This window comes from Nocardiopsis sp. CA-288880, assembly GCF_050955985.1.
In the GTDB taxonomy this organism is placed as follows: domain Bacteria; phylum Actinomycetota; class Actinomycetes; order Streptosporangiales; family Streptosporangiaceae; genus Nocardiopsis; species Nocardiopsis tropica.
Genome location: NZ_CP192105.1, coordinates 2,127,282 through 2,140,378, shown reverse-complemented (window position 1 = coordinate 2,140,378; position 13,097 = coordinate 2,127,282). Strand labels below are relative to the sequence as shown.

The following is a 13,097-nucleotide window of genomic DNA, read 5'->3' as shown; positions in this document are numbered from 1 at the left end:
GGAAGAACCGGGACCTTTTCCTCGGTCGCTCGACCACAGCGTTGACCCCCCAAGAACGTCGCGACGGAGCGGTGCGGGGACCATCGCCCGAGGGTGTCCTTAACCTCATGGGTCCCGCCAGCAGCCTGCCCATCACAAAGCTATCCCTTTTCATGTAGTCCCCGGGCGCACACGGGCAGTCACAGACATACCCGACCCAGGTGAAACTTCCATAAGTCGGTAGATATGACAGGCAACGATCAGATTACGTCCCCCAGTCCTTCCGGTCACCTCCGTGGCTGGTTCCGGACAACCTCCCCGGTGTGGTGTCGGCCACTCCGCGCCGCGCCTCACCCCTCGTGCGTCTGCGCCAGCCGCCCCAGGGCGACCGCCACCCGCAGGACGAACGACCCGCGGCCGTCGGAGGGGGTGCGGCCGGTGAGCTCGGCGATCCTGCTGAGCCGGTAGCGGACGGTGTTGGGGTGGACGAAGAGCATCCGGGCGGTGGCCTCCAGCGAGGAGGCGTGCTCCAGGTAGACCGACAGGGTGTCCAGCAGCGGCGAACCGGCCCCCAGGAGGGGGACGTAGACCTCCTCCACCAGCTGGCCGCGGGCCTCGGTGTCCCCCTGGAGGGCCCGCTCGGGCAGGAGGTCGTCGGCGAGCACGGGGCGCGGCGCGTCCGGCCAGGCCACTGCGGCGCGCAGTCCGCTGACCGCCGCGCGCGCCGACGCCCCCGCCGCGCGCAGGTCCGCGACGGCGGGTCCGACCACCACGGGGCCGGGTCCGAAGAGCCCGGCCAGGGGTTCGGCGGCGGCCGCCGGGAGGTCCTCCTCCGGGTAGCGGTCGCCCACGCCGACCACCACGACGACGCGCCTCCCCTGGGTGCCCGCCAGCACGTCGTGCCCGAAGCGGCGCGCGGCCGCGCGCAGGTCGTCCAGGATCTTGCCGGGGTCCTCCCCGCCGGTCTCCCCGGCCACCGCGATCACGGGGGTGTGCGACCAGCTCAGCGCCGACCCCCAGGTCTGGAGGCCGTCCTCGTGGTCGCCGTGCAGGAGCGCGTCGACGATCAGCGCCTCCAGTCGGGCGTCCCACGCCCCGCGCGCCTCGGCGGCTCGCGCGTACACCTTCGCGGAGCTGAAGGCCACCTCCCTGGTGTACCGGAGCACCGCCTCGCGCAGCTGCTGGGCGCCGCCCGGGGCGGCCAGCTCGTCGACCTGTCCCTCGACCACGTCGATGACCACGCGGATCATGTCGACGGTCTGCTGGAGGGAGACCGAGCGGGTGAGCTCGCGCGGAGCGGTGCCGAAGACCTCGACGGTGATGGCGGGACGGCCCCGGACGGGGTTGCGGAACCAGTCCACGAAGGCGGCCACGCCGGACTGGGCGACGAGCCCGATCCATGAGCGGTCCTGGGCGGACATGCGGCGGAACCAGCCGAGCCGCTGCTCCATGCGGGAGACGGCGGCCGTTCCGAGGGCTCCCATGGAGCGCTCCAGGCGGCGCACGGTCTCGGCGCGCACGCGCTCCTGTTCCTCCGCGGCCGGATCGGTGTCGAGGTCGACGTCGACGTCGGCGGCGTCCGCCGGACCGGTGCTGCCCTCGTCGTCCCGGGGCGGGTGGGGTTCGGTGTTCACACCTCTAGGTTCGCACCCCCGGGGGACCCGACCGGAGGGCCGCCCCGCGCCGGGGCGCTTCCGCCCCCTCCGCGCACCCGCTCCGTGGTCGGTGCGGAACAGCGCGTACCGTCGGGGGTGATCCCCCACACTGGTTTCGGCCGGGCGGGTCCGTGTCGGGCCTCCTTTTGTGGAGTACCTACAAATGCCCCGGCCGAAGTTCGTGTTCCTCCCCATCCGACTGGTGATCTCCTACAGGGCAAGGTTGATGTCGTGCTCGTAATCGTTGCTCCCGGCCAAGGCGCCCAGGTTCCCGGTTTCCTCTCCCCGTGGCTCGAACTCCCCGGCGTCGCCGAGCAGTTCGCCGCGTGGTCCGAGGTGTCCGGACTCGACCTGGCCCGCTACGGCACCACAGCGGACGCGGAGGAGATCCGCGACACCGCCGTCGCCCAGCCCCTGCTGGTCGGCGCCGGCCTCGTCGCGGCCTCCGCCATGCTCTCCCCGCTCTCCGCCCCCTCGCCCGCGCTGCCCGCGGAGTCCTCCCTCGTGGACGCCGTCGCGGGCCACAGCGTCGGTGAGTTCACCGCCGCCGCGATCGCCGGCGTGCTGTCCCCCAAGGACGCCATGGCGCTGGTCGCCGAGCGCGGCCGGGGCATGGCCGACGCCGCCTCCCGCACCGGGACGGGGATGACCGCGGTGCTCGGCGGGGACCGCGACGAGGTCCTCGCGGCCCTGGCCGCCGCGGGCCTGACCCCGGCCAACGACAACGGCTCCGGCCAGATCGTGGCCGCCGGGACCACGGAGCAGCTCGCGGCCCTCGCCGGAAACCCGCCCGCGCGGGCCCGGCTCCGGCCCCTGGCCGTCGCGGGCGCCTTCCACACCGAGCACATGGCCCCGGCTGTGGAGCGGGTCCGCGCGACGGCCGCCGCCCTGTCCCCGTCCGACCCCACGGTCCGCCTCCTGTCCAACGCCGACGGCGCCGTCGTGGACAGCGGCGCGGAGTACCTCGAACGCCTCGTCTCGCAGATCTCCTCGCCTGTGCGCTGGGACTCCTGCACCCGGACCCTGGCCGACCTCGGGGTGACCGCCCTGATCGAGCTCACCCCCGCGGGCACGCTGACCGGTCTGGCCAAGCGCGCGCTGCGCGGTGTGGAGCTCCTCGCGGTGAAGACCCCCGACGACCTCGACCGCGCCGGTGCCCTCATCAAGGAGCACGCGGGGGTTCTCTCCCCCGCGGGCACCGACCAGGAAGGCTAACCATGTTCAGCTCCCCGAACTCCCCCGGAGGCGCGTCCGTCGTCGCCCTCGGCGAGTACCAGCCGTCCCAGGTCCTCACCAACGCCGACCTCGAGTCCCGCGTCGACACGACCGACGAGTGGATCCAGAGCCGCGTGGGCATCAGGGAGCGGCGCATCGCCGGTCCCGAGGACACCGTGGCGAGCATGGCCGTGGCGGCCGGCGGCAAGGCCCTCGCCGCCAGCGGGCTCTCCCCCGAGGACATCGACCTCGTCATCGTGGCGACCTGCACCGTGCAGGACCAGATCCCCAACACCGCGGCCACCGTCGCCGCGAAGCTGGGCATCACCGCCCCGGGCGCCTTCGACCTCAACGCGGCCTGCGCGGGCTTCTGCTACGCGCTGGGCGTCGCCGCGGACATGGTCCGCGGCGGCAGCTCCCGCAACGTCCTGGTGATCGGCTCCGAGAAGCTCAGCGACTGGGTCGACTGGGAGGACCGCTCCACCTGTGTGATCTTCGCCGACGGCGCGGGCGCGGCGATCGTCTCGGCGTCCGAGGAGCAGGGCGTGGGCCCCGTGGTCTGGGGCTCCTCCGGCGAGCGCGCCGACAAGATCCACCTGCGCGACGGCAAGTACCTCTACCAGGAGGGCCAGGCGGTCTTCCGCTGGACGACCACCGAGCTGTACCAGGTCGCCCTGGAGGCCCTGGAGCGGGCCGGTGTGGAGCCCTCGGAGCTGACCGCGTTCGTCCCGCACCAGGCCAATCTGCGGATCGTGGAGTCGATCGCCAAGAAGCTGGGCGCTCCCCAGGCACTCGTGGCGCGCGATATCGTCACCGCTGGCAACACCTCCTCCGCGTCCATCCCTCTCGCGCTCTCGCGCATGATCGGGCGCGGGGAGCTGCCGTCGGGGAGCATCGTCCTCACCCTGGGCTTCGGCGCGGGGCTGGTGTACGCCGCACAGGTGATCCGCATCCCCTGAACACCGCCCGAGCCCGCGGCACCACCGCGCGAGCCGGGTTCGCAGAACCCCGGCACGTGCGGTGTCCATGAACCGACACCGAAACACCAACCAAGGAGATAACGACATGGCGGCTCACAGCGAGCAGGAGATCCTGACCGGCCTCGGCGAGATCGTCGAGGAGATCGTCGGCACCGAGCCCGCCGACGTCACCCCGGAGAAGAACTTCGTGGACGACCTCGACATCGACTCGCTGTCCATGGTGGAGATCGCCATCGCCGCCCAGGACAAGTTCGGCGTGGAGATCCCGGACGACCGGCTCAAGGACCTCAAGACGGTCCAGGACGTCATCAACTTCATCCAGAAGTAGCGTGCTCGGGGCGCCGGGTCCCACCCCTGACCCCGGCGCCCCCACAGGCCACCACCCGTGGTCTCCCCCAGGTACATCCGCCAACGCCTCCCGGCCCCGCGGCCGGGAAAGTCCCACGAGAAGGGCGAACGGATCATGTCAAAGACCGATGTCGTCGTCACCGGCCTCGGCGCCACCACCCCCCTCGGGGGTGACGTCGCGACCACATGGTCCGCGCTCCTCGACGGCCGCTCCGGAATCTCCACCCTTCCTGAGGAGTGGCACGAGAAGCTCCCGGTGCACTTCGCCGGGCAGATCGCGCAGGAACCCTCCGAGAAGCTGCCCAGGCCGCGCATGCGGCGCCTGGACCGCACCCAGCAGTTCGCGCTGATCGCCGCGAAGGAGGCCTGGGAGGACGCCGGGTCGCCCGAGGTCGACCCGATCCGTCTCGGCGTCGTCGTCTCCAGCGGCATCGGCGGCATCCTCACCATCCTCGAGCAGTACGACATCTTCCGTGAGAAGGGCTGGAAGCGGGTCTCCCCGTTCACCGTGCCCATGCTCATGCCCAACAGCCCCGCCGCCGCGATCAGCCTGGAGTACACCGCGCGGGCCGGGTCCCACGTGCCGGTGAGCGCCTGCGCCTCCAGCGCCGAGGCCATCGCCAACGGTGTGGACATGATCCGCTCCGGCCGCGCCGACATCGTCATCGCCGGCGGCACCGAGGCCGCGATCCACCCGCTGAACATCGCCTCGTTCGCGTCCATGCGGGCCCTGTCCACGCGCAACGACGACCCCCAGACGGCCTCCCGCCCCTGGGACAGGAACCGCGACGGCTTCGTCATGGGCGAGGGCGCGGGCATCCTGGTGCTGGAGTCCGCCGAGCACGCCGCCCGCCGGGGCGCCCGCGTCTACGCGCACGCCTCCGGCGTCGGCTACACCAACGACGCCTACGACATCGTCCAGCCCGACCCGGAGGGCGCCGGCCAGGCCCGCGCCATCACCCAGGCCCTGGACGACGCCGGCCTCGTGCCCGACGACGTCGTGCACGTCAACGCCCACGCCACGTCCACGCCCGCCGGAGACGTCGGCGAGACCCGCGCGATCCGCTCGGCCCTGGGCGACTCCGCCGCCGACCGGGTCTCGGTGACCTCCACCAAGTCCATGACCGGCCACCTGCTGGGCGGCGCGGGCGCGGTGGAGTCGATCGCGACCATCCTGGCGCTGCACGACGGCCGTATCCCGCCGACCATCAACATCGAGGAGCTCGACCCGGACGTGGTCGTGGACATCGTCCGCGACAAGCCCCGGGACATGCCCGGCGGCGACGTCGCGGCCGTCAACGAGTCCTTCGGGTTCGGCGGCCACAACATCGCCCTGGTGTTCCGCCGCGCCTGACCCCCGCGCCCGACCCGGCCGGCGCCGCGCGTGTGCGCGGCGCCGGCCGAGCGCTGTCCGGGGCGCGTCGCCCCCGCTCCGCGGCCCCGGACCAGGTCAGGGGCTTTTCGCGGCCACGGTCGGTCGCGCCTCCGCGACCGTGCGCGCGCCGCGCCGAACAGGTCGTGAAGCTGAGCTGAACAGCCGCGAACAGGTCTTCATGTGCGCCCTGATCGGGGTCACCATGAGTATGTGTCTGCCCTGCATCCCCACCACACGTCAGAGGCGCACCCGTCGGGACCAGGTGCGGGCCCCCGGCGTTCCCCCGGCGTCGCCGCTCCCCCCGGCGCGCCCCGCCCGTCCCGCTCCCCCGGCTACCGGCCCGTCGTGGACCTGGACTCGGGCGCGGTCGTCGCGGTGGAGGTCGTCGCCGTGCCGCCCGCACCGCACCCCGCCGTCCCCGGGGGCCCTCCGAACGCGGAGATGGGCGTCCACGAGGGGACGGCCGTGGCCGACTGGGTGCTGGGCCTGGTCGCCGAGGCGGCCGGGACCGAGAGCCTGCTGCCGCTCGTCCTCCCCCTGCCCGCGAGGATCCTGACCGCCGGGGAGGGGTTCGTGGCCCTGGTGGAGAGCCGGATGCGGCGTGCGGGCCGGCGCCCGCGCGACATCACCTTCCTGCTCGGCACGGACCTGGCCGACCTGCCGCGGTCGGTGGTCTCGCCGGGGGTGTCGCGCCTGAGGGCGGCGGGGTTCCGCTGCGGCTTCGGCACGTCGATGGTGCGGCCCGACCTCGTGGTCGAGGCCGCCCCCTTCCTGATGCGGATCGACCCGGAGATCGTCGCGGGGGTGGCGACCGACCAGAGGCACGCGACGGTCGTCGAGGGCCTCGCACGGATCGGCCGGGGCAGCGGCGTGTACGCGATGGCCTCCGGCGTGGGGACGGCCGAGGACGTGCTGCGGTTGCGCGCGTGCGGGATACGGCTGGGGACGGGGGAGTTCTTCGCCGACCGGACGTGGCGGCCCGGGGAGCGCGTGACCCCCGTGCCCGAGCCGACGGCGTCCCAGGGGCGGGAGGAGGACGCGGGGCCGCGGGTCACCGAGTTCATGGTCCCCCCGGTGGGCTTCGACTCCGACACCACCACCGAGCAGGTGCTGGAGGCGTTCACGGGCGACCCGGCTCTGAACAGCGTCATCCTCATCGACCACCGGGAGCGGCCCGTGGGGGTGATCGACCGCACCCGGTTCCTGCTGTCGGTGACGGGCCCGTACGGGCACGCGCTGCACGCCAAGCGCCCGGCGCTGCGGCTGGCGGAGTCGCCGCGCACGATCCCCGCGTGGATGACCGCCCTGGCGGCGCTGCGCGTGGCGGGCCAGGACACCGACCGGGTCTACGACGACCTGGTCGCGACCAACTCCTACGGGCAGTGCCTGGGCGTGGTGCACATCAGCGACCTCATCCAGTCCCTCTCCCGGAGCTGACGCGGGCGCCGGGGGCGCCCTCCCCCGCCGCGGCTCCGTACCCGCGGCGCGCCCGGGGGCCGGACCGGCGGGCCCGCTCCCGGCCGCGGGCCGGGACCCCGGACGGAAAAAACGGCGGGCCCCGCACCGCACGGGTGCGGGGCCCGCCGGGGCCTTGCGGCGGCTCAGTCCACGGGGTCCGGGCCCTTGGTGCCGGAGGGGCTGCTGGTGGGAGCGGCGCCCTCGCCCGCGGCGTACGCGTCGTAGTCCGACTCCAGGACCCCGGCCTCCTCCATCGCCAGGGCGATCCGGGCGCGGGTGGCCTCGTCGTGCAGGTACTCCAGCTCCGGCCGCTTGGGCAGGCGGCCGTCCCCGGAGGAGCGGCCCATGAGGCGGCGCCGAAGCCACGGCACCCCGTACTGGCGGGCCCAGCGGCGGTTCTCGCGGCGGCGCAGGATGCGGGGCAGCTGCTGGGGCGGTGTGCTCCACGGGTCGGTCCAGGACTCGCGCGGCCCCATGGGGAAGCCGAGGAGGTCGGCGATGCGGGCGGCGACGATCTGGTGGCCGGCCCCGTTGAGGTGCAGGCGGTCGTCGCTCCAGGCGCGGGAGTCGGTGAGGGCGTTGAGCGCCCACAGGTCGACGATCTCGGTGCCGGTGCGCTCGGCGACGGCGCGCATGTGCATGCTGAAGACCGCGATGCGGCCGCGGTAGTAGCGCAGGACGGGGATCCAGCCGGTGTCGTGCCCGGACAGGATCACCACGCGGATCCCGGCGTCGCGCAGGCGGCGGATGCCCCACTCGAAGTGCTCGGCCAGCTGGTCGAGGTCGCCGCCGGGGCGCAGGACGTCGTTGCCGCCCGCGAGGACGGTCACCAGGTCGGGCTTCCACTCCAGCGTCCGGTCGAGCTGCTCGCCGAAGATGTGGCGCATGCGCCGGCCCCGCACACCCAGGTTGGCGTACCGGAAGTCCGGGGAGATCGTGCCGAGGTGCTCCGCGAGACGGTCCGCGAATCCGCGGTACTCGCCGTTGGGGCCGCTGTCGTCTTCCATCCCCTCGGTGATGCTGTCGCCGATCGCCACGAACGACCGGATGACGTCCGGTCTGCTCGCGCGAGCGGCCGCTGGGGGATTCGTCTCAAGGTCTGTCACGTCAACCAATCATCCGGCTCGACCGTCCCACGCCTACGAAGCGCCGAGGGTGCGCGGGAACGGAATCCTGGTACGGGCCGCGGTGTACCGCCGGCCCGGGTCCGAACACCGTCGACCCCTGGTCGGCCGCGGAGCGCGGCCACCCGGCCGAAGGTCGTTCGGGCGAGGACAGTGCCCGACCAGCATACCCACGACCGGCGTCGGAACGCCTGACCCGGGGGTCCGCCGGCCCGCTCCGGGTCGTCCCCTCTCCCGGGCGGCCGCGCGCCCCTGTTTCGCGGAGAGGGCGCGCGTATGACGGCACAGTGAATACCAACGACTGCTTGGTGCGATATGAGCCGCATGCCCCCTATGAGCTAGCTCACACGGTAGCGGGTTCCGCGGGCTCCGATCCCCCTTGTCACGGTCGTCACACGGCGCGGTCACGGCGGGGTCGCCGCGGACCGGGCCGACCTGGGGGTACCCATGCGGCCCCGGGGCACGTACGATCTCGGGGAAGTGCTCACGGCACCCCTGTCCCCCGGCTCGCCGTGCCCACCCGCGAAGCACCGGACCGGTTCGCGGTCCGGCCCCCGTCCGGGTGAAGGGCGCGTACTGTGGTGCATCGAACCGAAGGCCCGTGCGGTTCCTCCCCAATTCACGTGCAGACACCAGGAGGTCGAGGTCCCCAGCGGATGAACGCCGTCTCTCCGATCTGCCTCGTCGACCTCGCTCCCGCCCTGCGGTGGTCGAGGTCGCCGGACGTGGCACCCCTTCTCCACCATGACCGGCTGATCGACGGCTGGTGGCACTCGCTCCCGGTCGCGCGCGTCCTGGACATCGCGGGCCCCCCGTGGCTGGCCCACGGCATCGCGCGCCTCGCGGTCGAGCAGTGGGGGCACGTGCCCCTCTCCGAGTTCCTGCCGAGCCTGCGGACCCAGCAGGTGAGCTGCGCGGACCTGTCCGAGCCGGTACGCGGCGCCGTCACCGCCGCCGCGGGCGACTGGGACCGCCTCATCTCCACCGCGCCCCAGGAGATCGGCGAGTGGCCGCTCTCCGGATGCGGGGTCCTCGACGTCGTGAGCACCGTCGCCTGGCGGGCGCTCCAGCCCTGCTGCGAGCTGCCCGGCGGCCCGACCCCCTCACCGGCCCTGATGCTGGAGGCCGTGCGCACCATCGCGCACTGGATCCCCGACACGGTGCCGGACCACGTGCGCAGCGCCCTGGAGTACCTGAGCGCGGCCACGGGCGCCGACGGCGCGGCCGACGTCTCGGAGTCCGCCGGCCACGGCTCGACGCCGCCGCAGACACCCGCCACCCGCGCCATCCGGACCCTGCGCGCCCTGCGGGCCCAGCGCGAGGAGCGCGAGGGGGCCGACTCCCCCTTCACGGAGGAGGCGCCCGTCAACGGGCACGGCGGCGCCGCGCCCACCGGCATGGTGAGCTCCGCCGCGATGCTCCCCGGCCCCGCGCCGGGCGCCGAGGCCGCCGGCTCCGACGCCGGGCGCGAGGGGGCCCCGGGCGACCTGCGCTCCCAGTTCCGCAGTTCGCTGGTCGGCCCCGGCCGCACGTTGCGCCGGCCCAGCTTCGGCCCGCCCAAGGCCATGCGCCCCGACCACGTCGAGGAGCGCCCCCCGGCCCCCGCCCTGGGCCAGCACCCCCTGGTGGACCTGGTCGAGGAGATGTTCCGCTCCTGGCCCGACCTGGAGCGGACGGTCGCCGCCGAGCGCCTCTTCGCCACCGACCCCATCAGCATCCGCGTGCTCTCCGAGCAGATCGCGGTGGACGTCACCGAGATCCGCGGCGCCCAGCGCAAGGTGGAGGAGCGCCTGCTGCGCTGGCTCAACTCGCCCGAGGGCGCGGCGGTCACCAAGCACATGCGCGAGCTGTCCGACCAGCTGGGGTCCGCGACCACCATCGACCGGCTGATCAACGCGCACCCCGACCACCCGGTGGACGTGCCCACCCTCAACACGCCCCTGTGGCGGGTCATCATCACCCTGTTCACCGACCGCCGCATGCACAACGGCTGGCTCATCGCCGACGACCCCAACCGCTTGCGCTGGCAGACCCGCGAGCTCCTGGGCGACGCCCCCGACATGACCGAGGCCGGCCTGCGGCTCGGCCGTATCGGCATCCGCCAGCAGGAGCTCCGGGCCTGGCTGCTGAGCACCCCCGGGGTGAGCCTGAAGGACGGGCACGTGTTCGTCGACGCCTCGGTCCCGATGGAGGCTCCCACCAGCCACCCGGGGCACATCGCCCCGGAGGACTCGGGCGCCACCACCGAGAACGGGCTGCCGATCCGGCGACGCGTCGAGGGGCCCGGGGCCCCGGCGCAGCCCGAGCCCGTCGCCGCTCTTCCGGAGCACCGGCAGAGGACCGTCCACGACCAGGCGGGAGCGGTGTTCGTCCCCTCCGGCCTCGAACCCCACCGGCCCGTGCTCCTCGGGCACCCGCACGGGGGTCCGGGCCCCGCCCTCCAGCCGGTCCTCGCCTCGCACGCCCCCGCGGCGCGCCCCGGCGCGAGCGACCCGGCGATGGCCGCCCGGTGCTTCCGCGCCCCGGACGGGCGCTGGTGGCACCGTATCGACATCACCGCCGACCACCTCAACGGCGCCCCCGTGGCCGTCCCCAACGGCTACGCCACGCACCTGGGACTCCAGCCGGGCCGCCTGCTGTGCCTGACCGCGCCCGGCGCGGACCTGCTGGTCCTCGTCTGGAGGGACCAGCCCGCGTTCGACTCGCTGCGGCCGCTGCTGCGCCGCCAGGCCGCCCAGCCCGGCGACCGCATGTTCATCACCGTGGCGGGCGACCGCCTGGACGCGCGCAAGCTGCCCGCCACGGACCTGAGCGGGTACACGCCCGCGGCCCGGGCGCTGCACCTGAGCGGGTACACGGCGCCCGCCTCCACCGACGAGGCCCTCAAGATCCTGTCGCGCCGCATCACCGACCACGACGACGACGCGCTCGCCGACCCGCAGTCGCTCATCGACCTGCTGAACCTGCGCGGTGACAACGACATCGCCGGGGAGCTGCGCTCGGGGCTGTTCGCCGCGCACTGACCCCTGCCGGGGGCGCCTGCCGCCCCTTCGGCCCTCGCCGCCCCGGGACCGCCGTCCCGGGGCGGCTTCCGTCGTGCGCCCGCCTCCCCCTTCCGCGAAAAGCCGCGCCCGGGGGTGTCCTACCAGGGGTAGAACCATGTAGGTTAGCCTCACCTAAGTAAGAATCGAGGTGGTTCCCCTGTCCACGTACCAGCACCTGGCTCCCCCGCCCGCCGAACGCGCGCGGTCGGTCCTGGGCCGTCCCAACCCCGTGACCGTGACGACCCGGGACCACGCCGTGCACCTCGACGAACCCGCCTGCCACATCCACCCCAACGGTTCCGTGAGCCTGCTGGTCCCCGACCGCCACCTCCTCCTGGAGCGGATCGGCCGCCACACCACCGCCGCCACGGTCGAGTTCACCGACACGGCCCCTGTGCCCCTGCGCGACCGCACACGCTCCCTCCTGTGGATCAGCGGCACCCTCACCCGGCTGGACCACCCGACGGCCCGTCTGCGCGCCCTCCGCGTCCTACGCGACGACCCCGACGAACGGCTGCTCGACATCGGCCACGGACGGACGATGGTGGCCCTGGAGCCCTACCTGGTGGTCCACTCCGACGCCGAGGGCTGTCACCTCCTGCGCACGGACGAGTTCGTCCGCGCGCGCACCGACCCCTTCGGGCGCCGGGAGGGCGAGTGGCTGCGCCACCTGGAGGAGGACCACCCCGACATCCTGCACGCGATGGCCGTGCGCTCCCCCGAACCCCTGCCGCCCGGGCGACCGCGGCCGCTGGGCGTGGACCGGTACGGGATCACGCTCCGCTTCGAGGGCCCCGAGGGCGACGTCGACGCACGGCTCCCCTTCAGCAGACCCGCGGACACCCCCCACGACGTCGCGGCGGAGGTCCACGGCATGGCGGGCCTCCCCCACCGCTGCGGTCCCTGAGGAGCGGCCGCGCCGCCCCCGCTCCCCCGGGGCCCCGGCGGGAACCGGGCCCCGCGCGAGGCCCCCGACACACGAACGCGGCGGGCCGGGACCCGTGGTCCCGGCCCGCCGCGCGGTCTGTCGTCACACCTCAGACGTTGAAGCCCAGCATGCGCAGCTGGTCCCGCCCGTCGTCGGTGATCTTGTCCGGACCCCACGGCGGCATCCAGACCCAGTTGATCTTGACCTCGCGCTCGAACTCGTCGAGGGCGCTGTTGGCCTGGTCCTCGATCACGTCCGTCAGGGGGCACGCCGCGCTGGTCAGCGTCATGTCCAGGGTGATGACCTGGTCGTCGGCGCTCACCCCGTACAGCAGGCCCAGGTCGACGACGTTCACGCCCAGCTCGGGGTCGATCACGTCCTTGAGCGCCTCGCCGATCTCCTCGGCCAGCGCCTCCGCCTCCGGGGAGAGGGGCGCGGTCTCGGGGGCCTCGGACGCCTCCGCGGCCTCGGCCGCCGCCGTCGTCGTCTCGTTCTCGCTCATCAGACGCCTTCCTTCTCCAAGGACTGCGACACCGCGTCCTTCCATGCCATCCAGCCCAGCAGTGCGCACTTGACGCGCGCGGGGTACTTGGACACCCCGGCGAACGCCACGGCGTCCTCCAGGACCTCCTCGTCGGGCTCACCCCTGCCCCGGGACTGCATCAGCTCCGTGAAGGCCTCCAGGGTGGTCATGCCCTCGGAGACCGTCCGCCCGATCAGCAGGTCGGTCAGCACCGAGGTGCTGGCCTGGCTGATCGAGCAGCCCATCCCCTCGTAGGAGACGTCGCTGACGACCGCCTTCCCGTCGAGCCCGGCCGTGCCCTCGGCCGGGGTCAGCGCCACGCGGAGCGTCACCTCGTCCCCACAGGTGGGGTTGATGTGGTGGGCCTCCGCGTTGTGCGGATCCCGCAGCCCCTTGTGGTGCGGGTTCCGGTAGTGGTCCAGGATGATCTCCTGGTACATCGCGTCCAACTGCATGGTCAGGCTGTTC

Annotated in this window: 11 protein-coding genes; 7 read left to right on the top strand and 4 right to left on the bottom strand. The window is 73.6% G+C overall.

The features are described 5' to 3' along the window. Positions 1 to 329: 329 nt before the first annotated feature. Entirely contained in the window at positions 330 to 1,613 is a 1,284-nt protein-coding gene (locus ACQPYD_RS09315; protein WP_433700602.1) for a PucR family transcriptional regulator, read from the bottom strand. Between the two features lie 252 nt (positions 1,614 to 1,865). Here ACQPYD_RS09315 and ACQPYD_RS09310 point away from each other — a divergent pair, with 252 nt between their 5' ends. The 5 genes from ACQPYD_RS09310 to ACQPYD_RS09290 all read left to right on the top strand — a co-directional run bounded on the left by ACQPYD_RS09310 (position 1,866) and on the right by ACQPYD_RS09290 (position 6,989). Next, the gene (locus tag ACQPYD_RS09310) at positions 1,866 to 2,849 is read left to right on the top strand and encodes an ACP S-malonyltransferase (protein WP_433700601.1); all 984 of its coding nucleotides are present in this window, start codon (positions 1,866 to 1,868) and stop codon (positions 2,847 to 2,849) included. Positions 2,850 to 2,851: 2 nt separating this feature from the next. After that, positions 2,852 to 3,808, top strand: a complete 957-nt coding sequence (locus ACQPYD_RS09305; RefSeq protein WP_267949053.1) for a beta-ketoacyl-ACP synthase III — start codon at positions 2,852 to 2,854, stop codon at positions 3,806 to 3,808. 106 nt (positions 3,809 to 3,914) lie between these two features. Further along, positions 3,915 to 4,157, top strand: a complete 243-nt coding sequence (locus ACQPYD_RS09300; RefSeq protein ID WP_433700600.1) for an acyl carrier protein — start codon at positions 3,915 to 3,917, stop codon at positions 4,155 to 4,157. 135 nt (positions 4,158 to 4,292) lie between these two features. Further along, positions 4,293 to 5,531 carry a beta-ketoacyl-ACP synthase II gene (gene fabF, locus ACQPYD_RS09295; RefSeq protein WP_433700599.1) on the top strand — a complete coding sequence of 413 codons (1,239 nt, stop codon included), beginning with the start codon at positions 4,293 to 4,295 and terminating at the stop codon, positions 5,529 to 5,531. 231 nt (positions 5,532 to 5,762) lie between these two features. Continuing rightward, a complete protein-coding gene (locus ACQPYD_RS09290; RefSeq protein WP_433700598.1) occupies positions 5,763 to 6,989 on the top strand; it encodes an EAL domain-containing protein in 1,227 nt (408 codons plus the stop codon). Between the two features lie 164 nt (positions 6,990 to 7,153). On the opposite strand, the gene ACQPYD_RS09285 is transcribed toward ACQPYD_RS09290, so the two are convergent. Then, positions 7,154 to 8,047, bottom strand: coding sequence for an SGNH/GDSL hydrolase family protein (locus ACQPYD_RS09285; RefSeq protein WP_433702004.1), 894 nt, complete (start codon positions 8,045 to 8,047; stop codon positions 7,154 to 7,156). 743 nt (positions 8,048 to 8,790) lie between these two features. Between ACQPYD_RS09285 and ACQPYD_RS09280 the strand changes: the two genes are divergently transcribed. Continuing rightward, positions 8,791 to 11,157 carry a hypothetical protein gene (locus ACQPYD_RS09280; protein WP_433700597.1) on the top strand — a complete coding sequence of 789 codons (2,367 nt, stop codon included), beginning with the start codon at positions 8,791 to 8,793 and terminating at the stop codon, positions 11,155 to 11,157. 169 nt (positions 11,158 to 11,326) lie between these two features. Next, positions 11,327 to 12,085 (top strand): DUF2470 domain-containing protein, encoded by a 759-nt coding sequence (locus tag ACQPYD_RS09275; protein ID WP_433700596.1) that lies wholly within the window; start codon positions 11,327 to 11,329, stop codon positions 12,083 to 12,085. A gap of 130 nt (positions 12,086 to 12,215) precedes the next feature. Here ACQPYD_RS09275 and ACQPYD_RS09270 read toward each other — a convergent pair whose 3' ends face one another. After that, positions 12,216 to 12,608, bottom strand: coding sequence for a metal-sulfur cluster assembly factor (locus ACQPYD_RS09270; RefSeq protein ID WP_433700595.1), 393 nt, complete (start codon positions 12,606 to 12,608; stop codon positions 12,216 to 12,218). Further along, positions 12,608 to 13,084 carry a Fe-S cluster assembly sulfur transfer protein SufU gene (gene sufU, locus ACQPYD_RS09265; RefSeq protein WP_433700594.1) on the bottom strand — a complete coding sequence of 159 codons (477 nt, stop codon included), beginning with the start codon at positions 13,082 to 13,084 and terminating at the stop codon, positions 12,608 to 12,610. Before sufU ends, ACQPYD_RS09270 begins: the two co-directional genes overlap by 1 nt. Between the last annotated feature and the right edge of the window lie 13 nt (positions 13,085 to 13,097).

What these genes read in the sequence shown, in the direction of transcription:
- ACQPYD_RS09305 (WP_267949053.1), top strand. Translation starts at nt 2,852, where the DNA reads ATGTTCAGCTCCCCGAACTCCCCCGGAGGCGCGTCCGTCGTCGCCCTC.
- ACQPYD_RS09300 (WP_433700600.1), top strand. Translation starts at nt 3,915, where the DNA reads ATGGCGGCTCACAGCGAGCAGGAGATCCTGACCGGCCTCGGCGAGATC.
- fabF (WP_433700599.1), top strand. Translation starts at nt 4,293, where the DNA reads ATGTCAAAGACCGATGTCGTCGTCACCGGCCTCGGCGCCACCACCCCC.
- ACQPYD_RS09280 (WP_433700597.1), top strand. Translation starts at nt 8,791, where the DNA reads ATGAACGCCGTCTCTCCGATCTGCCTCGTCGACCTCGCTCCCGCCCTG.
- ACQPYD_RS09270 (WP_433700595.1), bottom strand. Translation starts at nt 12,608, where the DNA reads ATGAGCGAGAACGAGACGACGACGGCGGCGGCCGAGGCCGCGGAGGCG.
- sufU (WP_433700594.1), bottom strand. Translation starts at nt 13,084, where the DNA reads ATGCAGTTGGACGCGATGTACCAGGAGATCATCCTGGACCACTACCGG.